This is a genomic window from Novispirillum itersonii (genome assembly GCF_014205675.1).
GTDB classification, from domain to species: domain Bacteria; phylum Pseudomonadota; class Alphaproteobacteria; order Rhodospirillales; family Rhodospirillaceae; genus Novispirillum; species Novispirillum itersonii_A.
This window is the reverse complement of record NZ_JACIIX010000005.1, coordinates 229,659-250,922: the sequence shown is the minus strand read 5'-3', so window position 1 is coordinate 250,922 and position 21,264 is coordinate 229,659. Positions and strand designations below refer to the sequence as shown.

Annotated in this window: 15 protein-coding genes; 10 read left to right on the top strand and 5 right to left on the bottom strand. The window is 65.3% G+C overall.

Annotated features, from left to right (window positions below; translation table 11 throughout):
* Positions 1 to 190: 190 nt before the first annotated feature.
* Positions 191 to 1,729: a cysteine--tRNA ligase gene (cysS, locus tag FHS48_RS09090; protein WP_184263242.1), complete on the bottom strand. Its 1,539-nt coding sequence runs from the start codon at positions 1,727 to 1,729 to the stop codon at positions 191 to 193.
* 171 nt (positions 1,730 to 1,900) lie between these two features.
* Here cysS and FHS48_RS09085 point away from each other — a divergent pair, with 171 nt between their 5' ends.
* On the top strand, positions 1,901 to 3,247 hold the full coding sequence (locus tag FHS48_RS09085; protein ID WP_221443435.1) for a solute carrier family 23 protein: 1,347 nt from the start codon (positions 1,901 to 1,903) through the stop codon (positions 3,245 to 3,247).
* Between the two features lie 89 nt (positions 3,248 to 3,336).
* Here the strand turns inward: FHS48_RS09085 and FHS48_RS09080 are convergent, their stop codons facing one another.
* Positions 3,337 to 3,930 (bottom strand): TetR/AcrR family transcriptional regulator, encoded by a 594-nt coding sequence (locus tag FHS48_RS09080; RefSeq protein WP_184263241.1) that lies wholly within the window; start codon positions 3,928 to 3,930, stop codon positions 3,337 to 3,339.
* A gap of 212 nt (positions 3,931 to 4,142) precedes the next feature.
* On the opposite strand from FHS48_RS09080, the gene FHS48_RS09075 reads away from it, so the two are divergent.
* The 8 genes from FHS48_RS09075 (at position 4,143) to FHS48_RS09040 (ending at position 14,861) form a co-directional block, all read left to right on the top strand.
* Positions 4,143 to 5,357: an efflux RND transporter periplasmic adaptor subunit gene (locus FHS48_RS09075; RefSeq protein ID WP_184263240.1), complete on the top strand. Its 1,215-nt coding sequence runs from the start codon at positions 4,143 to 4,145 to the stop codon at positions 5,355 to 5,357.
* Positions 5,358 to 5,502: 145 nt separating this feature from the next.
* Positions 5,503 to 8,739: an efflux RND transporter permease subunit gene (locus FHS48_RS09070; protein ID WP_184263239.1), complete on the top strand. Its 3,237-nt coding sequence runs from the start codon at positions 5,503 to 5,505 to the stop codon at positions 8,737 to 8,739.
* Positions 8,740 to 8,933: 194 nt separating this feature from the next.
* Complete coding sequence (locus FHS48_RS09065) at positions 8,934 to 9,956, top strand: Fe(3+) ABC transporter substrate-binding protein (protein WP_184263238.1); 1,023 nt, start codon at positions 8,934 to 8,936, stop codon at positions 9,954 to 9,956.
* A gap of 3 nt (positions 9,957 to 9,959) precedes the next feature.
* Positions 9,960 to 11,723, top strand: a complete 1,764-nt coding sequence (locus FHS48_RS09060) for an ABC transporter permease (protein WP_184263237.1) — start codon at positions 9,960 to 9,962, stop codon at positions 11,721 to 11,723.
* A 112-nt stretch (positions 11,724 to 11,835) separates the two neighbouring features.
* Positions 11,836 to 12,426 carry a GNAT family N-acetyltransferase gene (locus FHS48_RS09055; protein ID WP_184263236.1) on the top strand — a complete coding sequence of 197 codons (591 nt, stop codon included), beginning with the start codon at positions 11,836 to 11,838 and terminating at the stop codon, positions 12,424 to 12,426.
* Positions 12,427 to 12,447: 21 nt separating this feature from the next.
* Positions 12,448 to 12,993: a GNAT family N-acetyltransferase gene (locus tag FHS48_RS09050; protein ID WP_221443434.1), complete on the top strand. Its 546-nt coding sequence runs from the start codon at positions 12,448 to 12,450 to the stop codon at positions 12,991 to 12,993.
* Positions 12,994 to 13,145: 152 nt separating this feature from the next.
* A complete protein-coding gene (locus FHS48_RS09045; RefSeq protein ID WP_184263235.1) occupies positions 13,146 to 14,354 on the top strand; it encodes a 6-phosphofructokinase in 1,209 nt (402 codons plus the stop codon).
* 153 nt (positions 14,355 to 14,507) lie between these two features.
* Positions 14,508 to 14,861, top strand: a complete 354-nt coding sequence (locus tag FHS48_RS09040; RefSeq protein ID WP_184263234.1) for a NirD/YgiW/YdeI family stress tolerance protein — start codon at positions 14,508 to 14,510, stop codon at positions 14,859 to 14,861.
* Between the two features lie 72 nt (positions 14,862 to 14,933).
* Here the strand turns inward: FHS48_RS09040 and FHS48_RS09035 are convergent, their stop codons facing one another.
* From FHS48_RS09035 to FHS48_RS09025, 3 genes are read right to left on the bottom strand one after another with little or no spacing between them, the layout of a single operon-like run.
* Positions 14,934 to 15,818, bottom strand: coding sequence for an AraC family transcriptional regulator (locus FHS48_RS09035; RefSeq protein WP_184263233.1), 885 nt, complete (start codon positions 15,816 to 15,818; stop codon positions 14,934 to 14,936).
* Between the two features lie 52 nt (positions 15,819 to 15,870).
* Entirely contained in the window at positions 15,871 to 17,382 is a 1,512-nt protein-coding gene (locus FHS48_RS09030; protein WP_184263232.1) for a D-alanyl-D-alanine carboxypeptidase, read from the bottom strand.
* Entirely contained in the window at positions 17,370 to 18,071 is a 702-nt protein-coding gene (locus FHS48_RS09025; RefSeq protein WP_184263231.1) for an extensin family protein, read from the bottom strand. The genes FHS48_RS09030 and FHS48_RS09025 overlap by 13 nt, the downstream gene beginning before the upstream one ends.
* Before the next feature lie 337 nt (positions 18,072 to 18,408).
* Here FHS48_RS09025 and FHS48_RS09020 point away from each other — a divergent pair, with 337 nt between their 5' ends.
* Positions 18,409 to 21,180, top strand: a complete 2,772-nt coding sequence (locus tag FHS48_RS09020) for a PAS-domain containing protein (protein ID WP_184263230.1) — start codon at positions 18,409 to 18,411, stop codon at positions 21,178 to 21,180.
* Positions 21,181 to 21,264: the final 84 nt, after the last annotated feature.

The window sequence follows — 21,264 nt, the reverse complement described above, 5'->3', positions numbered from 1 at the left end:
ATAAGACAAGCGTTTTCAGCAAAAGTGGACACCGGTTTTGCGGTTGAAAACGCTCTAACTTTTTAAAAAGAGAGCATTTTCTTCGATTGACCGGAGCCTACTCAATCGGAAAATGCTCTAAGAAAACACCCGCCGGGCCGGGGCCGGGCGGGTGCTGAATGCGGCAGGAGAGAAAGGGGGAGGTGGGGTGTTACACCGCCCGCCATTCCCAGTCGGTGCCCTGCGGGGTGTCCTTGATTTCCACGCCCGCCGCCAGAAGCTGGTCGCGCAGGGCGTCGGAGGCGGCAAAGTCCTTGGCCTTGCGGGCGGCGGTCCGCTGCTCGATCAGGGCGGTGATCTCGGCGTCGGTGATGGTGGCCGACTGCGGACGGATCGCCAGATCGGCGGCGCTGACAGTGGTCAGGGCCAGCCCGAGGGTCAGGTCAAACAGGCAGGCCAGCCGCAGGGCTTCCTCGGCAGCCAGCTTCTTGTCATCCAGCAGGCGGCCGAGGGTCACCAGCGCGTCCGGGGTGTGCAGGTCGTTGGACAGGGCGGCGTCCAGCGCCTCAATGTAACCGACGGCCTTCGGTGACAGTCCGGCTTCCAGTTCCCGCCGCAGATAGGTGAACGGTCCGCCGCTCTGGAATTTGGCTTCCGCCGCGATCTTCAGCCAGCGCTCGGCATCGGCCCCGACCTCTTCCCGCAGGCGGGCGACGCGCAGCAGCATCCGCCGCAGGTTGGAGCGTGCCGCCGCCACCGCATCCCACGAGAATTCGAGGTTGGAGCGGTACGAGGCGGTCAGCAGGAACAGCCGGTAGGCCAGCGGGTGAATGCCACGGTCGATCAGGGATTGCAGGGTCAGGAAGTTGCCCTTGGACTTGGACATCTTCTCGCCCTCGTCGCCGTCGCTGCGCAGCACGAGGAATTCGTTGTGCATCCACCAGTTGGCACCCGGATGGTCACAGGCGCTGTGGGCCTGATTCTGGGCGATTTCGTTGCAGTGGTGCACCTGCCGGTGGTCGATGCCGCCGGTGTGGATGTCAAAGCGGTCGCCCAGATATTTGGCCGACATCACCGAGCATTCCAGATGCCAGCCCGGCGCGCCGACGCCCCACGGGGCGTGCCATTCCATCAGGCGCTGCTTGTCGGTCGGGCTGCGCCGCCACACCGCGAAGTCCGACGGATTGCGCTTGCCCCCGGCGGAGACGCGCTTGCCCGCTTCCTGCCCGTCCAGATCCAGCAGGCCGAGCTTGCCGTAGTCCGCCACCTTCGAAGTGTCAAAATACAGGCCGTCGTCCAGCGCGTAGGTGACGCCGTTCTGTTCCAGCGTCTCGGCGAAGGCGATCATTTCCTGAATGTGGTCGGTGGCCTTCGACCACAGCGACGGCGGCAGGATGTTCAGGCGGCTCAGGTCGGTCTTGAAGGCGGTGGTGTAGTGTTCGGCAATGTCCCACACCGTGCGCTGCTGCTGGGCGGCGGCCTTTTCCATCTTGTCGTCGCCTTCATCGGCGTCGGAGGTCAGATGGCCGACATCGGTGATGTTGATGACATGGGTGACGTTGTACCCCTTCCACGCCAGCGTGCGGCGCAGGGTATCAACGAACACATAGGCGCGCAGATTGCCGATATGGGCATAGTTGTAGACGGTGGGACCACAGCTGTAGAGCCGCACGGCATTCGGATCAATCGGCGCGAAGGCCTGAAGCTCGCGGCCATAGGAATTGAACAGAGTCAGCGTGTGGTCAGTCATGGTCTTCTGTCTGTGTTATAAAGTAACAGTCGGAGAGCAGACAGAATTGCACGCCGGGCCGCCCCCGGCAAGCGCGATGACGCCGCTTGCCTTCTCCGGCCCGGCGTCGTACATCGTTGCGATTTTGTGTGATGACGTATCACAGCGAAAAACAGGGAAAGTATACGCACAATGACCGCTGAGACTCCGGCACCGCAGGGTGGGACGGGACAGGGCCCGTCCGAGCACGACTTTATCTATGATATTCACGACCGTCCGGCGGCGGCGGCGTGGCTGCCGCTGTCGGCGCAGCACCTGTTCGCCATGTTCGGCGCCACCATTCTGGTGCCGTTCCTGACCGGGCTGCACCCGTCGGTGGCGCTGGTGTCCAGCGGGATCGGCACCCTGCTGTATATCGTGCTGACCAAGGCGCAGATTCCGGCCTATCTGGGGTCGTCCTTCGCCTTCATCACCCCGATCATCGTTGCCACCCAGCTGGCCGGGGTGTCCGGGGCGATGGTCGGGGCGATGACCGCCGGTCTGGTGTTTGTGGTGGTGGCCTTCTTCATCCGCACGTCGGGCATTGACTGGCTGATGCGCCTGCTGCCGCCGATCGTCATCGGCCCGGTGATCATGTGTATCGGCCTGTCGCTGGCCCCGGTGGCGGTGAAGATGGCGATGAACGATCCGGCCACCGGTGCCTATTCGCTGGTGCATCTGGGCGTGGCGCTGTTCACGCTGGTCATCACCATTGCCTGCAACATGTACTTCAAGGGCGTTCTGGCGCTGGTGCCGGTGCTGTTCGGCATCGTCAGCGGCTATGTTGCGGCGCTGGTGCTGGGTCTGGTTAACTTCGGCACCGTGCTGGCCGCTCCGCTGTTCGCCATGCCGGACTTTGTGCTGCCGGGCATCAACCAGCCGTTCACCGTGTCGCTGTCGGCGATCCTGATCATCGCCCCGGTGGCGCTGGTGACCATTACCGAACACCTCGGCCACCAGATGGTGCTGTCGAAGGTCACCGGCCGGGACTTCCTGCGCAAGCCGGGCCTGCACCGCTCGCTGCTGGGTGACGGTCTGGGCACCATGCTGGGGGCGTTCCTCGGCGGCCCGCCGCTGACCACCTATGGCGAGAACATCGGCGTCATCGCCATCACCCGCGTGCTGTCGGTGTGGGTTGTCGGCGGGGCGGCGGTGCTGGCGGTGCTGTTCGGCTTCCTCGGCAGCGTGTCGGCGCTGATCCAGACCATCCCGACCGCGGTGATGGGCGGGGTGTCGATGCTGCTGTTCGGCGTCATCGCCTCCTCCGGCCTGCGGATGATGGTGGACCGTCACCTTGATTTCGGCCGCAAGCGCAACCTGATCATCGCCTCGGTGATTCTGGTGATCGGCATCGGCGGCGTCGAACTGACCGTCGGCGAGTCCTTCAAGATCTCCAACATCGCGCTGGCGACGCTGGTCGGCCTGCTGCTGAATCTGCTGCTGCCGGGCCGCGATGCCGCCGAAAAGGGCGGGTCGCTGTTCCAGAAGACCGAAGCGTAAGGCCAGAAAGAGTAAGGCCAGAAAGAGTAAAGATAGTTCCGTCAAAGAAGCCCCGGCGAGATCCGGGGCTTTTTTGACTCCTGTGGTCTTTACCGCAGGGCGGGCCAGGCGGTCAGGGCCATACGGGCCACTGCCATCAGGTCGGCGGCGGTGGCCCCCTGTGACGCCTGAAGCGACATGCCCATGGCGACGGTGCCAAGAAACCGTTGAAGCACCAGCGGGTTGCTGTCCGGCGGCAGGTCGCCGTCGGCGATGGCGCGGGTCAGGCGTTCGATGATTGCCGTTTCGAAGGAACAGCGGAGCTGGTCCAGCTCCTCCCTGGCAATCAGGGAGTCATCCTTGCAGGTCATCGCCCCCTTTACCGACAGGCAGCCGACCGGATGCGACGGATCCGTCAGCATGGTGGCGGCACCGAACAGCAGCCGTTCCGCCAGCGTGCGGGCGGTGGGGGCGGCAAGGGCCTCGTTGATATAGGCCATCTTTTCGGTCTTGTAGCGGTCCAGCGCCTTGCGGAACAGGTCTTCCTTGTTGCCGAAGGCGGCGTACAGACTGGGGCGGCTGATGCCCATGGCTTCGGTCAGGTCGGTCAGCGATGCCCCGTCGAACCCCTTGCTCCAGAACACTTCCAGCGCCCGGTTGAGCGCGGTGTCGATATCAAAGGCCCGTGGCCGCCCGAGCGCCATGGTAAAAAGTCCTCCTCATCCGGACAATAATTCTGTACCTTCCAGTAAGGTAATGCCTTGACATCGGGCTGTCCAGATCTACATTCATACCAAACGGTACATAAGTGTCCGTGTGATACCCCTTTGGCGGTATCCTGTTACCGGCCCCTGATGCAGGCAGGCAGGGGACAGGCCGGGGCGCGGCGGACACGGGCGAATGGAGCGGACAGACAATGACAGATCAGTTTGAGACCAAGGGCAGTGGCCGGGGCCTGTTCAGTGGCCGGTCGGTGCTGCTGGCCGGGGTGGTGCTGACGGTGCTGGCCGGGGGCGCATCGTTCCTGATGCTGCCGCCGCAGCAGGCGGCGCAGGCCAGTGACGGCCCGGCGGCCCCACCGGCGGTGCCGGTGCAGGTGGCGGCGGTGGAACACCGCAGCGTGGTGCCGTGGGAAGACTTTTCCGGCCGTCTGGAGGCGGTGGACCGGGTCGAGATCCGGTCCCGGGTCTCCGGGCAGGTGCTGGCGGTGCACTTCCGCGAAGGCGGGCTGGTGAAGAAGGGCGATCTGCTGGTCACCATCGACCCCGCCCCCTATCAGACCGCCGTGGATGGCGCGGAGGCCCAGCTGGCTTCCGCCCAGTCGCGGCTGACCTACACCAAGCGGGAATATGACCGGGCGAAAGCCCTGTCGGAATCCGGCAGCATCCCGACCCGCGACGTGGACGCCCGCGCCAATGCCTTTTTCGAGGCTCAGGCAGCGGCCCGTTCGGCACAGGCGGCACTGGAGTCGGCGAAGCTGAACCTGTCCTACACCCGCATCACCGCCCCGGTGTCCGGCCGGGTGGGCCGGGCCGAAGTGACGGTGGGCAATCTGGTTCCGGCCGGGGCCGGGGCGCCGGTGCTGACCACGCTGGTGTCGGTCAGCCCGATTTACGCCACCTTCGATGCCAGCGAACGCACCCTGCTGCGATCCCTGACCGAGGTGCGGGACCCCGCCACCGGCACCTTGCAGGTGGACCGGATCCCGGTGCGGATGACCGTGCAGGGCCGGGGTGTCACTCCGGTGGACGGCCATGTGCAGATGGTCGGCAACAGCGTTGATCCGCGCAGCGGCACCGTGCAGGTGCGGGCGGTGTTTGATAATGCCGACGGCCTGCTGATGCCGGGGCAGTTCGCCCGCCTCAGCCTTGGCCAGCCGGTGCCGGAACAGGCGTTGCTGGTGTCGGAACGGGCGGTCGGCACCGATCAGGATAAGAAGTTCGTGATGGTGGTCGGGGCGGATAACCGTGCCGCCTACCGCCCGGTGGTGCTGGGCCCGGTGATTGACGGCCTGCGGATGGTGACCGATGGCCTGAAAGCGGGCGACCAGATTATCGTCAGCGGCCTGCAACGGGTGCGCCCCGGCGCGGTGGTGGCCCCGCAGACGGTGGCAATGACCGAAATCCGTTAAGCAAGATCCGGACTCCCCGTCCTTTTTCATCCTCCCTGCTGTGCTGTCGCGGTCTCCCGTGCCTGCCGGAATGGCCCTGTGCCGTCCCGGCGGGCGCGTGCGGGGACGGCTGCGCTTTTTTCATGCCCCCGGGAGGGGCCGATTCATGAATTTCTCGCGGTTTTTCATCGACCGCCCGGTGTTTGCCGGGGTGCTGTCGATCCTGATTTTTGTCGCCGGGCTATTGGCCCTGCGCGGCCTGCCGATCTCGGAATACCCGGAAGTGGTGCCGCCCACCGTGGTTGTGCGGGCGCAGTACCCCGGGGCCAGCCCCAAGGTGATTGCTGAAACCGTCGCCACCCCGCTGGAAGAGCAGATCAACGGGGTGGAAGGCATGCTCTACATGGGCAGTCAGGCCACCGCCGACGGGGTGATGACCCTGACCATCACCTTCCGCCTTGGCACTGACCCGGACAAAGCCCAGCAGCTGGTGCAGAACCGGGTGGCGCAGGCCGAGCCACGCCTGCCGGAGGAAACCCGGCGGCTGGGGGTGACCACCATCAAAAGCTCCCCCGATCTGACGATGGTGGTGCATCTGTTCTCGCCCAATGACCGCTACGATATGGCCTATCTGCGCAATTACGCGGTGCTGAACGTCAAGGACCGTCTGGCGCGGATCGAAGGTGTCGGGCAGGTGCAGCTGTTCGGGTCCGGCGACTATTCCATGCGCATCTGGCTGGACCCGCAGGCGGTGGCGGAACATGGCCTGTCGGCGGGCGAGGTGGTGCAGGCGATCCGCCAGCAGAACATTCAGGCTGCCGCCGGGGTGATCGGCGCGTCGCCGGGGCTGCCGGGGCTGGATGTGCAGATGTCGGTCAACGCCCAGGGCCGTCTGGTCAATGAGGAACAGTTTGGCGATATCATTGTCCGCACCGATCCCGGCGGCGCGGTGATCCGCCTGCGTGATCTTGGCCGCATCGAGATGGGGGCGGCGGATTACGCCCTGCGGTCGCTGCTGGATAACAAGTCGGCGGTGGCGATCCCGATTTTTCAGGCCCCGGGCTCCAATGCCCTGTCGATTTCGGATAACGTCCGCAGCACCATGGAGGAACTGAAGGGCTATATGCCGGAAGGGGTGGACTACAGCATTGTCTACGACCCGACCCAGTTCGTCCGCGCCTCGATTGAATCGGTGGTCCACACCCTGCTGGAAGCGGTGGTGCTGGTGGTGCTGGTGGTGATCCTGTTCCTTCAGACGTGGCGGGCCTCGATCATTCCGCTGCTGGCGGTGCCGGTATCGGTGGTCGGCACCTTTGCGGTGATGCATCTGCTGGGGGTGTCGGTCAACGCGCTGTCGCTGTTCGGGCTGGTGCTGGCGATCGGGATCGTCGTTGATGACGCCATTGTGGTGGTGGAAAACGTTGAACGGAACATCGCCCTTGGGCTGGACCCGAAAAAGGCCACCTACCGGGCAATGCGCGAGGTGTCGGGGCCGATCATCGCCATTGCGCTGGTGCTGGTGGCCGTGTTCGTGCCGCTGGCCTTCATCACCGGGCTGTCCGGGCAGTTTTACAAGCAGTTTGCCCTGACCATCGCCATCTCCACCGTCATTTCCGCTGTTAACTCCCTCACCCTGTCCCCGGCGCTGGCGGCGCTGCTGCTGAAGGGCCACGACGCGCCGAAGGACCGGCTGACCCGCCTGATGGATGCGGCGCTGGGCTGGCTGTTCCGGGGCTTTAACCGTGCCTTCGGGCGGGGCACCGTGGCCTATGGTGGCGGCCTGACCTGGGCCATGGGCCGCAAGGCGGTGATGATGGTGATCTACCTCGGCTTTACCGGGGCGACCTACGGCCTGTTTCAGGCGGTGCCGCCGGGCTTTGTGCCGATGCAGGACAAGCAGTATCTGATCGGTTTCGCCCAGTTGCCCGACGGGGCGACGCTGGACCGCACCGAAGATGTGATCCGCCGGATGAGCCAGATCGCGCTGGACGATCCGGGGGTGGAACATGCGATTTCCTTCCCCGGCCTGTCGATCAACGGCTTCACCAACTCCCCCAGTTCCGGGATTGTGTTTGCCAGCCTGAAGCCGTTTGCCGACCGCACCGACGCCAACCTGTCCGCCGGGGCGATCGCCATGCGGCTGAACATGAAGTACGCCGGTCTGACCGATGCCTTTGTGGTGATGTTCCCGCCGCCGCCGGTGCAGGGGCTGGGCACCACCGGTGGCTTCAAGTTGCAGGTGGAGGACCGGGCCTCGCAGGGCTATGCGGCGCTGGACGGGGCGGTGAAGGCCTTCCTTGGCAAGGCGATGCAGGCCCCGGAGCTGGCCAACCTGTTCACCTCCTATCAGGTCAACGTGCCGCAGCTGTATGCCGATGTTGACCGTACCCGCGCCCAGCAGCTTGGGGTGTCGGTGACCGATATCTTTGAGACGTTGCAGATTTATCTCGGCAGCCTGTATGTGAATGACTTCAACGCCTTCGGCCGCACCTATTCGGTGCGGGTGCAGGCCGATGCCCGGTACCGGGCCTATGCCGACGATATCGGGCGGCTGAAGGTGCGGTCGCAGTCCGGCGAGATGGTGCCGCTGTCGGCGGTGATGACCGTGCAGCCCTCCGCCGGGCCGGAACGGGCGATGCGCTACAACGGCTTCCTGGCGGCCGATATCTCCGGCGGTCCGGCCCCGGGGTTCTCCTCCGGGCAGGCGCAGGCGGCGGTGGAACGCATTGCGGCGGAAACCCTGCCGAAGGGCTTCACCTATGAATGGACCGACCTGACCTATCAGCAGATCATCGCCGGGAATTCGTCGCTGATCGTGTTTCCGCTGGCGATCCTGCTGGTGTTTCTGGTGCTGGCGGCCCAGTACGAAAGCCTGAGCCTGCCGCTGGCAATCCTGATGATCGTGCCGATGAGCCTGTTTGCCGCCATGGCCGGGCTGTGGCTGACCGGGGGCGATAACAACATCTTCACCCAGATCGGCCTGATCGTGCTGGTCGGCCTGTCAGCGAAGAACGCCATCCTGATCGTTGAGTTCGCGCGGGAGCTGGAATTCGCCGGGCGGACCCCGCTGAGTGCGGCCATCGAGGCGGCGCGGCTGCGGCTGCGGCCGATCCTGATGACCTCGCTGGCCTTCATCATGGGGGTGGTGCCGCTGGTGGTTTCCACCGGGGCCGGGGCGGAAATGCGCCACGCCATGGGGGTGGCGGTGTTCTCCGGCATGCTGGGGGTGACGCTGTTCGGCATCTTCCTGACCCCGGTGTTTTACGTTCTGGTGCGGGCGATGGCGGGCAACCGCCCGCTGCGGCACCACGGGGCGGCCCATGCCCCGCACCTTGAGGGGAACGGCGATGGGCGGGCGGAGGCGACTCCGGTGCCGCACCCGGCGGGGCAGGGGCACGGCTGAACCCTGCGCCACCGTGAGGAACGGCGTTCAGGGCGGTATATGAGAATTTGCATTTCGCGAAAAGCGGTCGGATCTTCGGGTCCGGCCGCTTTTTGTGTATTTTCAGAGGGAAACAGTGACAGTTTGACTTGCAAATGCAAACGACTTGCATAGATTAAACGCATCTTCATCGACACCGGAAACAGGAGTCTCCGATGATCCGCCGTTCTTCCGCCGCCTTTGTCGCCGCCGGTCTGCTGGCTGTCGCCGCCCCGGCCTTCGCTGCCGAGGAAGTGAATGTCTACACCAGCCGTCAGCCCGCGCTGATCGACCCGCTGCTGAAGGCGTTCACCGACAAGACCGGCATTAAGGTCAACACCGTCTTCGACGGTAAGAGCATCGAAGAACGCCTGAAGGCCGAAGGTGCCAACAGCCCGGCTGATCTGGTGCTGACCGTCGATGTCGGCCGCCTGACCGATCTGGTTGCCAAGGATCTGGTGCAGCCGGTGCAGACCGAGACCCTGAAGAAGAACATCCCGGCCTCCTTCCACTCGGAAGACGGCAAGTGGTGGGCCCTGACCAGCCGCGCCCGGGTGTTCTACGTCTCCAAGGACCGGGTGAAGGACGGTGAGATCAAGTCTTACGCCGATCTTGCCGACCCGAAGTGGAAGGGCCGCATCTGCATCCGTCCGGGTGACCATGATTACAACGTCGCCCTGACCGCCGCCGTGCTGGCCCATGTCGGCCCGGAAAAGACCAAGGACTGGCTGAAGGGCGTGAAGGCCAATCTGGCCCAGAAGCCGCAGGGCAGCGACCGCTCGCAGGTCAAGTCGGTGAAGGAAGGCCTGTGTGATGTTGCCGTCGGCAACACCTATTACATGGCAGCGATGCTGGCGGACCCGGAACAGAAGCCGTGGGCCGAAGCGGTTAACATCGTGTTCCCCGATCAGGCCGGGAACGGCACCCACCTGAACGTGTCCGGCATGGCGCTGACCAAGTCCGCCCCGCACAAGGATGCGGCGGTGAAGCTGATGGAATTCCTGTCCTCTGACGAAGCCCAGCACATTTATGCCGACCTGAACAACGAATATCCGGTGAAACCGGGCGTGGAATGGTCCAAGCTGGTCAAGTCGTGGGGCACCTTCAAGGCGGACACTCTGGCGCTGGCCAAGGTGGGTGAGCTGCGCCCGGCGGCCCTGAAGCTGATCAACGAAGTCGATTTCAACGCCGGTCCGTAAGTTTTGAACGATCTGTCTGTGCCATCAGCCCCGGTTTCCGGGGCTGCCGAGGTCAACCCCGGCCGGGACTCTTCCGGCCGGGGTTTCCCGCATTCTGATGCCCCCGGCTCTGCGCCGGTACCGGCGCGCCGTCGCCGCTGGCCTGATCTGTGGTCCGCCGGGACCCTGCTGGTGGCGCTGGTGGTCTGCCTGCCGGTGGCGGCGGTGGTGTGGATGGCCTTTTTCCCGTCGGAGAATATCTGGCCGCACCTGATGGAAACGGTGCTGCCCGATTACATCCTGACCACCCTGTGGCTGATGCTGGGGGTGGGGCTGGGGACCTTTGTCATCGGCACCGCCACGGCGGGGCTGGTCACGCTGTGCCGGTTCCCCGGGTCCCGGGTGTTTGAATGGGCGCTGCTGACGCCGCTGGCGATCCCGGCCTTTGTCATCGCCTTTGTCTATACCGATCTGCTGGATTACGGCGGCCCGGTGCAGATTACCCTGCGGGCGCTGTTCGGCTGGAAGACCCCGCGCGATTACTGGTTCCCGCCGGTGCGGTCGCTGGGCGGGGCCATCGCCATGATGACGCTGGTGCTGTATCCCTATGTTTACCTGCTGGCGCGTTCGGCATTTCTGGAACAGTCGCAGGCGGTGCTGGAAGTCAGCCGGACGCTGGGCTGTTCGCCGGTGCGGGCATTCCTGCGGGTCGGGCTGCCGATGGCGCGGCCTTCCATCGCCGTCGGGCTGGCACTGGTGCTGATGGAAGCGCTGAACGATTTCGGCACCGTTGATTTCTTCGCGGTGCGCACCCTGTCCGCCGGGGTGTTCAACGTCTGGCTGATCATGCAGAACCGTGGCGGCGGGGCGCAGGTGGCGCTGGTGCTGCTGACCTTTATCCTGCTGCTGGTGTGGCTGGAACGGGCCGGGCGGCAGGGGCGGCGTTACCACGAAAGCGGCACCCGCAGCACGCCGGTGCGCCCGGTGGTGCTGACCGGCTGGAAAGCCGCCGGGGCCATGCTGGCCTGTTTCCTGCCGCTGGGGCTGGGGTTCCTGCTGCCTGCCGCGCAGTTGACGGTGTTTGCGGTCCAGCGGTTTTCCGAAAGCTGGACCCCCGCCTTTTTCACGCTGGCCCGCAACAGTCTGGCGCTGTCTTTCACCTCCGCCGCCGTGGCGTTGGTGATCGGGCTGTTCCTTGCCTACGCGGTGCGGCTGGGGCGGGATACCCCGTTCCTGCGCTGGACGGTGCGGCTGGCCTCCTTGGGGTATGCGGTGCCCGGTGCGGTGCTGGCAGTCGGGGTGCTGATTCCGTTCAGCCGGTTCGATAACTGGCTGGATGGGGTGATGCTGGAGGCCACCGGCTGGAAGCTGGGCCTGCTGATGACCGGCACCACCGGGGCGCTGATGTTTGCCTATGTGGTGCGGTTCCTTGCCCTGTCGCAGGGCACGGTGGAAGCCGGTCTGGGCCGGGTGCGGCCCAGTCTGGATATGGCGGCGCGCACGCTGGGCCGCAGCCCGGCGCAGGTGCTGCGGCAGGTGCATGTGCCGCTGGTGCGCGGCAGCCTGCTGACGGCGGTGCTGCTGGTGTTCGTCGACTGCATGAAGGAACTGCCCGCCACCCTGCTGCTGCGGCCCTTCAACTTCGAGACGCTGGCCACCCATGTCTATCAGTTCGCCAGCGATGAACGGCTGGAACAGTCGGCGCTGGCGGCGCTGTCGATCGTGGTGGTCGGGCTGCTGCCGGTGATCCTGCTCAGCCGGTCGATCCGCCAGTCCCGGCAGGGATGACCGGTATGATACATCATATAACGATTTACACATATTCTGCCTCTGATTAGGATCGCGCCCGCGTTATCCGGCGGGGCGCGGTCTGCCGGTCTGTTCTGGCAGGGAATCCGGCATGCAGCCCACCTTCACCCTCCGTCCGGCGCGGCAGGAAGACTGTTCGCATCTGGCGCTGTTCAACGATGCCGCCACCCGGCGGCTGTCGTCGCATCTGTGGGGGCTGTCGGCCCGCACCGGTCAGTCGGCGTTTGAGGTCGGGCGCACCCTGATCGCCACCGGGACCGACCATTTTTCCCATTACCGCAACTGGTCGGTGGCCGAAGTGGATGGGCAGGTGGCCGGGGGCCTGAACGGCTGGGCGCTGCCGGTGGACGTTCCCGCCGGGTACATCGAAAACAGCCCGCCGGTGACCCGGCCGCTGAATGCCCTGAAGGTGGTGGCCGGGGGAACGTGGTATATTGTTGCCGCTGCCGTGTTCCCCGAATACCGGGGCCGCAGGATTGGCGAGGCGCTGCTGACCCATGCCGAAGAAACCGGGCGGGCCAAGGGCTTTGCCCGGCTGACCCTGATGGTCGGCAGCTTCAACACCGATGCCCGGCGGCTGTATCAGCGGCTGGGCTTTGAGGAATGGGAGCGCCGCCCGTTCACCCCGTTCCCGGGATCGGACCCGGACGGGGAGTGGATCCTGATGAAGAAGGATCTGTAACCATGGGGATGGACAGGGGCGATGGTGACAGAGAGTAAGGCCGGAGGGCCCCGGATCCGCCTGCGGGCGGTGGTGGCGGCGGATCATGCGGCGGTGTTTGCCGGGCTGTCAGACCCGCAGGTGATCGCCCATTATGGGATCAGTTATGATACCTATGAGTCCTGTCAGGTGCAGATGGACTGGTATGACAGCCTCGTCCGCGACGGCACCGGCGAATGGCTGGTGGTGGAGCGGCGGGGCGACGGGCGGTTCCTCGGCTGCATCGGCTACAACGACCGCGATGCCGTGCACCGCCGGGCCGAGATTGGATACTGGCTGCTGCCGGAGTTCTGGCGGCAGGGCTATGCGACGGAAGCCCTGCGCACCTTTACCGCCCATGTCTTTGCCACCACCGACCTTCACCGTCTGCGGGCCGAGGTGGAGGAGCCCAACCGCGCCTCCTGGGCGCTGCTGGAGCGTTGCGGCTTCACCCACGAAGGCACGGCGCGGGACTGCGAGGTCAAGGACGGGGCCTTTCTCTCCCTGCGGATCTATTCCCGGCTGGCGACGGATCCCCGGCCGCAGTGAAGGCGGTGGGGCACGGGCTGCGGCTGGCGCAGGGCAGCCCGTGCATATCCATGCTGGCCTTTTGGATGACAATTCGGTAAAGCATCGGCACCGGCGGCATCCCGGTTGATGCCTGCCCACGACATGCAGTCCCTGCACAGACGGAGTTGCCCGTGAACGGCAAAGTTCTGGTCGCCCAAGGTGGCGGTCCCACCGCGGTTATCAACCAGTCGATGGTTGGCGCGGTCCTTGAATCCCGCAAGTTCCGCAATATCGAGAAGGTCTACGGGGCTTTCCACGGTGTGCGCGGCATCGTGCAGGAAGATTTCCTCGATCTGACGCAGGAAACCACCCACAATCTGGAACTGGTGGCGGGCACCCCGTCGTCGGCGCTGGGCTCCACCCGCGATAAGCCGGATCTTCAGTACTGTCAGGAAATCTTCAAGGTCCTGAAGGCGCACGAGATCGGCTATTTCTTCTACATCGGCGGCAACGACAGCTCCGACACCGTCCGGATCGTGTCGGAAGAAGCCCGCAAGGCCGATTACGCCCTGCGCTGCATCCACATCCCCAAGACCATCGACAACGACCTGATGGTGAATGACCACACCCCGGGGTTCCCGTCGGCGGCGCGCTTCGTGGCGCAGGCCTTCATGGGCGCCAATCTGGATAACTGGGCGCTTCCGGGCGTTTATATCGGTGTGGTGATGGGGCGGCATGCCGGATTCCTGACCGCCGCCGCCGCGCTGGGCAAGAAGTTCCCCGATGACGGCCCGCACCTGATCTATGTGCCGGAACGCGCCTTTGACATCGACAAGTTCCTGACCGCCGTCAAGGCGACCATGGACAGGCATGGCCGCTGCGTCATCGCGGTGTCAGAAGGCATCGCCGACGAAAACCATGTGCCGATCGCCACCAAGCTGGCCGAAGAGGTCGAGCGCGACGCCCACGGCAACATTCAGCTCGGCGGCGGCGGTCTGGCCGAGATGCTGGTTGATGTGATCAAGAAGCGCCTTGGCTACAAGCGCGTGCGCGGCGACACCTTCGGCTATGTGCAGCGTTCCTTCGTCGGCTGTGTGTCCGACGTTGACCAGCGCGAAGCCCGTGAAGTCGGCGAAAAGGCCGTGCAGTTCGCCATGTGGGGCGACCGTGACGGCTCCGTCACCATTCACCGCACCGGCTTCTATTCGGTCGATTACCACCTGACCGACCTGCTGGAAGTGGCGGGCAAGACCAAGGTGATGCCGGACGAGTTCATCTCGCCCTGCGGCACCGATGTCACCGATGCCTTCCGCATGTATCTGCGCCCGCTGCTGGGCTCCGGGATGCCGGATGCCTACCGCCTGCGCCAGAACAAGGTGGCGAAGATCCTCGGCCGCTGAGGCCAGAGGCGATACGACAGGAAAAACCCGGCGGGGCGCAGGCTCCGCCGGGTTTTTTCATGGCGTTCCTGAACGGTGGTTTCAGGCTGGGTTCACCCACGCAGGAATAGAATTTCTGCATTCACACAACGCGAAAAGAGGGAGGACCACAGAATGATCCGTGTTCTGACAGGGGTCGCCGTGGCGGCGATGATGATCCCGGTGGCGGCCGTTGCCCAATACACCGGGCCGGGGGCGACAGCGGTGCATCAGACCGTTAAGGCAGTGCTGGCCGATGGCCGTGATGACCAGCCGGTGGTGCTGCGGGGCAGGCTGGTGAAGCAGCTCAGTTCCGACAAATACATGTTTGCCGATGACACCGGCCAGATCCGGGTGGAAATTGACCGGCATCTGTTCGCGGCGCAACCGGTGTCGGACAGCACACCGATCGAGCTGCGCGGTGAGGTGGAGGCTGAATACCTTCAGTCGCCGGAAGTGGATGTGGACAGCCTGCTGGTTCTGCCCTGACCGCCCGGGGCGATCCCGAGGATGCCGCAGAAAAGCCCCCGCCCTGAAAGGGGTGGGGGCTTTTCTGTGCGGTCAGCGCAGGGGCAGATAGAGGTCGAGTTCCGCCTCCGCCTCCGGCACATCGGGGAAAAAGCGCAGCCGCTGGCAGTACAGGGGGGCGTCCCCCGGTGTCTCTCCGCTGGCGGGCAGCCAGTCGCGGTACAGGAACAGGGCGGCGGCCTCCAGCGCGTCGTCGCCGCCGATGACCCGCAGCCGGGCCCGCCGCCCGCCGGGGATCCGCCCGGCCCGCACCCCCTGCGGATTGGCTGCCACCGGGCCGGGGGTGGCGCAGCACAGATCCAGCCGGAAGTCCTGCGGCGGGGTGGCGGCGGGGTCGCAGGGGAACACCGTGTAGGTGGCGCTGACCGCCGGGGGCAGGCGCACCGCCCGCCGCCAGTCGATAAAGCGGCGGATGGTGTCCCCCAGTGTGGCGGGATCGCCGTGGTGTTCCAGCACCGCCACCGGAACCGGGGCGGTGGTGACGACGGTAACATCCGACAGGGTGGGCATCGGGATCCTCCCAAGGCGGTGGCGCGCCAGCGTCAGCGGGGTCAGGGTGCGGGCAGCGGCGGTCCAGTCCGGCACAGCCCGGAAGCGGGACGGAGCCAGCCCGAACCGCTGCCGGAAGGCGCGGGCAAAGGCATCCGGGGTGTCGTATCCGGCATCAAGGGCAATGGCGGTGACGGTGCTGTTTGGCCGGAACGCCAGCCGCCAGGCTGCCTGTTTCAGGCGCAGCAACTGGCCGTAGCGGTGTGGGGTTACGCCGCAGCAGGCCCGGAACAGCCGGTGGACATGATAGGGAGACAGCGCTGCAACGGCACTCAGGGCGGTCAGATCCGGCGGATCGTCCGGGGTCTGCTCCAGCCGGTCGAGCATCCGGCGCAGGCGGGTCAGGGTATGGGGTGGTGTCTGTGTCATGCCCACACTCTACCCCGCCCGTCCTGCGGTGGCCCGTCCGATCCTGCGGAGATCAGTTGGTCTCGATCCAGCCGGAGATCAGCCCGGCTTCCTTGGCGCGGGCCGACTTCAGCCAGTCGCGGGCGGGCAGCTTGGTGGCGTCAGCCTCGCGTTTGTCAAACGGCACGGCGTCATAGCGGATGCGGGCGACCTGATCGTCACTCATCACGCAATAGGCCATCTCCCGCCCCGATTTGGCGGTGAACACCCCGGCCAGCGCCCGGGCGTAGAACATGGTGCCGCTTTTGCCGCGCAGCGGCGAGGGCGAGTTGAGATAGCCGTCGGGGATCCCGAACGGATTATCCATCAGGCCGGGCAGGAACGGCTTCAGCGGCTGGTTGCCAAGGGTGGCGGTTCCGGCGAAGCGGGCCAGCGCCGCGCACTGGCCGGGGGTCATCCGCCCGTCCGGCGACAGGCCGGAGGCATTGGGCATCACCAGACCGCCCCACGCCACATTCGGGATGGCGGTCTGGGTGATCTTGCGCAGGGAGTCGGCGGCTTCCTGAAGGCTTTTGCCTGCTGTTACCGCCAGCGCCATGGTTTCCAGCGCCACATTGTTGGAATGATAGACCGAGGCCTTGACCATCGCCGCCAGCGGCTCCGACAGGTGGCGGGCCAGCGTGACGCTGCCGGTGGTGCTGCCTGCCGGTTCCGGGGCCGCCAGTTTCAGGCCGTTGCGCTCCGCCACCCAGACAAAGGTGCGGGCGGCATACAGGGCGGCATTATGCACCGCCAGCGCGGTATCGCTTTTATCCAGCGTCGCGGGCAGGGCTTCGGTATACAGCGACAGCGGCTGTTCCAGCCCCACCGGCTTGCCCTGCTTGTCAAAGCCGATGCGGAAGCGGTTGTAGCTGACGCCAAGGCCGGACAGGCCGGGGTTATAGGGCACCTCCGGCGGCTGGGTCGCTTCCAGCACCGGAATGGTCGGCAGGGCGCTGGCATCGTAGAGGAACTTGCCCTTCACGCCCTTGATGCCCTGATCTTTCAGGGTCTGCACCAGTTCCTCGAAGGCGTCGATATCCAGCGAGGCATCGCCGCCGCCGACCAGAATCAGGTCGCCCTGCACGATGCCGTTCTTCACCGGCCCGGTGGCGGTGAGGGTGGTGGCGAAGCGGAAATCCGGCGGTGCCATCGACAGGATGCCGACCATCGAGATCAGCTTGGTGACGGAGGCCGGGATGAAGGTTTCCCGCGCTTTTTCCGCCGCCAGCACCTGTCCGGTCTTGGCGTCCATCAGCACATAACCGGTGCGCAGGCTGGCCGGGTCGGGCGACAGCGCAGTCCCGGCGGTGGCCGGATCGGTGGTGCCCATCCGGGTGGCGGTGTCCGCCCCGGCCCCCTGTGCCGGGGTCTGTTGCGGGGCGGCCTGCTGGGGTGCGCCCTGTTGGGCTGCTGCGGCCTTGCCCTTGTCGGCGGCCTGCGCGCCGGGCGCGGTCAGGGGCAGCAGCGCCGTCAGCGCCAGTGCCGAACAGAGCAGGAGACGGGTGCCGCAACGGGCCAAAACCGCAGAACTCAGGTGCCGCATTTTTTCCAGGGTCCGATGTCTACATGAATATGGTCGTAATGGTCTTTGTCGGAATTGGGGGACAGGACCACGCTGAAGTAATCACAGGCAGACCGGGCCACCCGTTGCAGAAACTCTGATTTGGCCCCGGCACCCTTCCAGTGTTTGGTGACGGAGATGGTGTCGCCGCCGTCCAGTTCAAACACCCCGAGGTCCAGCGCCCGGCCATAGGAGTGTTCCGACAGGCGGCTTTTGTCCGAGGTCCGGCCCCGGCAGTTGTACGACCCGTAGTGGTGGACCACGGCGACCGGCTTGCCGAACAGCTCCATCGCCAGCGGCTGGATCACCTGCTCATCAAAGCGGGCGTAACGGATTGCCAGTCCGCAGTCCATCGGGGCCGGTTTCGACAGGATGGCCTGTGCCGCCACCAGCGAGACCGCCGAAGCGATGCCGCAGGCATTGCCCGAGTCGGTATCTTTTATGCGGTTGAAGGCGCTGCCGGAATAGGACAGGCCGATCATGCAGGCTGCCCCCTGTTCATTCAGCGGGCGGCTGACCCGGCCACCGCCGCCGGTCGGGGCCGGGGGGGCGGCGCAGGCGGCCAGCAGCAGGGCGCAGGCCACGGCCAGCAGCCCGGCCTGCGGGGCGCGGCGGGTCTGGGTCCTGCGGTGGTGTGGCTGCTGCCTGATCTCTGGCCTGAACGCTGGCATGATGCTGTAACGGGGGTCCCCCTAGATCCGTCCGGCGACAGACTAGCGCGTTTCCGCCCCGGCTGGGAACTGCCTGCGCGGAGAAATCAGCGAAAAGCCGATTTCCCGGCTCTCCTGTATGCTTCGGGGCGGAACATCCTGAAGGCGTAATGCTTTTGCAAAAAATGCAAGACCCGGCGGTCAGCCTATGGCGGGACAGGACCGGTGCGGATATAGTGCTTTGGCACTAAAAGCAGGGAGGTCTGACACCGGGGGGTGTCGGGCCGGATAAACAAAAAATACCCGCACAACAGGATGCGGGACAGGCTTCTTCCGGGGGGAAAGGGGTTGCCGGGCCATGACACGGCTGGATCTGGTACTGGACACGGTTGAACAGGGCGTGGTGACGGTGGATGCCGACTTCCGCCTGACCTTCTGCAATGCCCGCTGGCGCACCATGATGGGCCTGCCGGAGGCGATGACCCGCCCCGGCACCCTGTGGGAAGATATCCTGCGCTTCCGCGCCACGCAGATTGAGGCCGAGGCCTCCGGCCTGAATGACGACGAACGCGAGGCGCTGGTCCGGACCCTGATGGACAAGACCCTGCGGTCGCACGAACGCCGCCACCACTATGAACTGCGGCTGGAAACCGGGCAGGTGTTGCAGGTGGAAGGCAGCCCGCTGCCCGATGGCGGCTTTGTCCGCACCTTCAGCGATATCACCGCCCTGCGCCGGAAGGAGGAGGAGCTGGAACGCGCCCGCGAACGCTATGCGCTGGCGCTGCGGTCCTCCAACGAAGGGATTTACGACTGGGATATCGCCAGCGGCACCCTGTTCTTTTCCGACCGGGTGCGGGAGATGTTCAATCTGCCGTTCGGGGTGGTGCGGCCGGAAGACTGGTCATCACGGATTGTACCGGACGACGTGCCGGTCTATCGCCGCGCCCATATTGACCATCTGCGCGGCCACACCGACCGGTTTTCCTGCGAATACCGGATGCGCACCGGGGCCGGGGCGGTGGTGTGGGTGCGCCAGCACGGTCTGGCCCTGCGCGATGCGGCGGGGCGGGCGATCCGCCTGACCGGCAGCGTCGCCGATGTCACGGACTCCAAGCAGGTGACCGAACGCCTGCGCCAGAGCGAGGAACGCTACGCGCAGGCGGTGATCGCCCTGAATGAAGGGGTGTACGACTGGGATGTGCCCGCCGCCTCGGTGATTGCCTCCCCCCGCCTCAGCGAACTGTTCGATATCGGGGCGGAGGACGGCGGCGTCTATAATGCGGCGGAATGGCTGGAGCGGATCCACCCCGACGACCGCGCCCGCTTCCGCACGGCGGTGCGGGAACTGCTGCGCGGGGTGCGGCCCCGGCTGAGTCTGGAATACCGCTTCCGCGAGCAGCATACCGGATCGGCGGCGGCGGGCTTGCAGTCCTACCGCTGGGTGCTGCAACGGGGCACGGCGGTGCGGGATCCGCACAGCGGCCGGGTGCGGCGGATTATCGGCTCCGCCGGGGATATCACCGAACGCAAGACCGCCGAAGCGGCCCTGCTGCGCAGTCAGGAGGATCTGGCGCGGGAGCGGGAACTGCTGAAGGCGGTGGTGGAGAACATGGATCAGGGCCTGTTCATGGCCGATCCCGCCCAGCGGCTGGTGGCGCACAATGCCCGCTTCCGCGATATGTTCGACCTGCCGGAAAGCCTGTTTGCCGGGCGGCCGACCCTGTCGCGGCTGCTGCGCTATATGTTTGAGCGCGGCGACCTCGGCACCGATTTTGACAAAGTGCAGGAGCGGTATCTTGGCGAGGCCGCCTGCCGCAGCCACGGCCTGAATGAAATCCGCCGCCGCGATGGCCGGATTTTTGAAAGCCGCAATGTGCCGCTGGCCGATGGCAGCTTTGTCCGCACTTTCACCGATGTCACCGACCAGCGCCGGGCCGAGGAGCAGGTGCGGGACCTGATCGAGGCGATGCCGCTGCCGATGGTGGTGTCGGGTCTGACCTCGCAGCGCTATCTGTTCGCCAACGAATACGCCCGCGAGGTGTTCGGCATTGATCCGTCCGATCCGGCGCAGGCGCAGCGCTCCGTCACCGAGGTCTATGTCAATCCCGATGACCGCAAACGGCTGGTGGCCCGGCTGGGCGATGCCGGGGCGATCAAGGACTTTGAGGTGGAGCTGAAAAACGCCGACGGGCAGCCGATGTGGGCGCTGCTGTCGGCCAGCCTGATGACCTATCAGGGGCAGGCGGCGATTCTGGTGGCCTCCAACGATATTTCAGAGCGCAAGCGGCTGGAAGGCGATCTGGAGCGGGCGCGGGATGAGGCGGAATCGGCGCTGCGGACCCTGAAATCCACCCAGAAAAGCCTGATCGAAGCGGAAAAGATGGCCTCCCTCGGCGGGCTGGTCGCCGGGGTGGCGCACGAGATCAACACTCCGGTTGGTATTGTCGTCACCACCACCACCCATTTGCAGGAGAAGGTGAAGGCGATCCGCAGCCTGTTTGATGAAGGGCGGATCCGCAAGCAGGACTTTGCCGATTTCCTCGGTGTTGCCGACAACGCCACCACCCTGCTGCTGTCCAACAGCCTGCGGGCGGCCAACCTGATCCAGAGCTTCAAGCAGGTGGCGGTTGACCAGACCTGTGAGGAACGCCGCCAGTTTGATCTGAAGGCCTATATGCAGGAGGTCTTGGTCAGTCTGGGGCCGAAGCTGAAGCGCACCCCGTACCGGGTGGATCTTGACTGTCCGGACGGCATCCTGATGGACAGTTACCCGGGGCCGTTCGCGCAGGTGCTGACCAATCTGGTGGTCAATTCGTTACAGCATGGCTTTGATGGCCGCGAGCATGGCCGGATCCGTCTGGAGGTCCGGCGGGACGCTGACAGGGAAGTTGTGGTATTGAGGTACTGCGATGACGGAGCCGGGATTCCGGCGGCCAATCTCGCGCGGATTTTTGACCCCTTTTTCACCACCAAGCGCGGGCAAGGGGGCAGTGGATTGGGCATGAACATTGTCTACAACATTGTTGTTCAAAGCCTGAAAGGAACGATCACGGTTGACAGCGAAGAGGGGAAAGGCGTCTGCTTCACCCTGCGTCTGCCGTGCCGGGTTCCGGTCTCCGGACCGGCGTGAGTACGATAAAAGTCTGATATAACAGCCGTAAAAGAAGACGCAGCCGGGAAAAACCGGATGACACGGTAACAGACGAAGCGCAGG

Bases quoted from the DNA above. Each gene is read 5' to 3' on its own strand.
- cysS (WP_184263242.1), bottom strand. From the start codon at position 1,729: ATGACTGACCACACGCTGACTCTGTTCAATTCCTATGGCCGCGAGCTT.
- FHS48_RS09085 (WP_221443435.1), top strand. From the start codon at position 1,901: ATGACCGCTGAGACTCCGGCACCGCAGGGTGGGACGGGACAGGGCCCG.
- FHS48_RS09080 (WP_184263241.1), bottom strand. From the start codon at position 3,930: ATGGCGCTCGGGCGGCCACGGGCCTTTGATATCGACACCGCGCTCAAC.
- FHS48_RS09075 (WP_184263240.1), top strand. From the start codon at position 4,143: ATGACAGATCAGTTTGAGACCAAGGGCAGTGGCCGGGGCCTGTTCAGT.
- FHS48_RS09070 (WP_184263239.1), top strand. From the start codon at position 5,503: ATGAATTTCTCGCGGTTTTTCATCGACCGCCCGGTGTTTGCCGGGGTG.
- FHS48_RS09065 (WP_184263238.1), top strand. From the start codon at position 8,934: ATGATCCGCCGTTCTTCCGCCGCCTTTGTCGCCGCCGGTCTGCTGGCT.
- FHS48_RS09055 (WP_184263236.1), top strand. From the start codon at position 11,836: ATGCAGCCCACCTTCACCCTCCGTCCGGCGCGGCAGGAAGACTGTTCG.
- FHS48_RS09050 (WP_221443434.1), top strand. From the start codon at position 12,448: ATGGTGACAGAGAGTAAGGCCGGAGGGCCCCGGATCCGCCTGCGGGCG.
- FHS48_RS09040 (WP_184263234.1), top strand. From the start codon at position 14,508: ATGATCCGTGTTCTGACAGGGGTCGCCGTGGCGGCGATGATGATCCCG.
- FHS48_RS09035 (WP_184263233.1), bottom strand. From the start codon at position 15,818: ATGACACAGACACCACCCCATACCCTGACCCGCCTGCGCCGGATGCTC.
- FHS48_RS09030 (WP_184263232.1), bottom strand. From the start codon at position 17,382: ATGCGGCACCTGAGTTCTGCGGTTTTGGCCCGTTGCGGCACCCGTCTC.
- FHS48_RS09025 (WP_184263231.1), bottom strand. From the start codon at position 18,071: ATGCCAGCGTTCAGGCCAGAGATCAGGCAGCAGCCACACCACCGCAGG.
- FHS48_RS09020 (WP_184263230.1), top strand. From the start codon at position 18,409: ATGACACGGCTGGATCTGGTACTGGACACGGTTGAACAGGGCGTGGTG.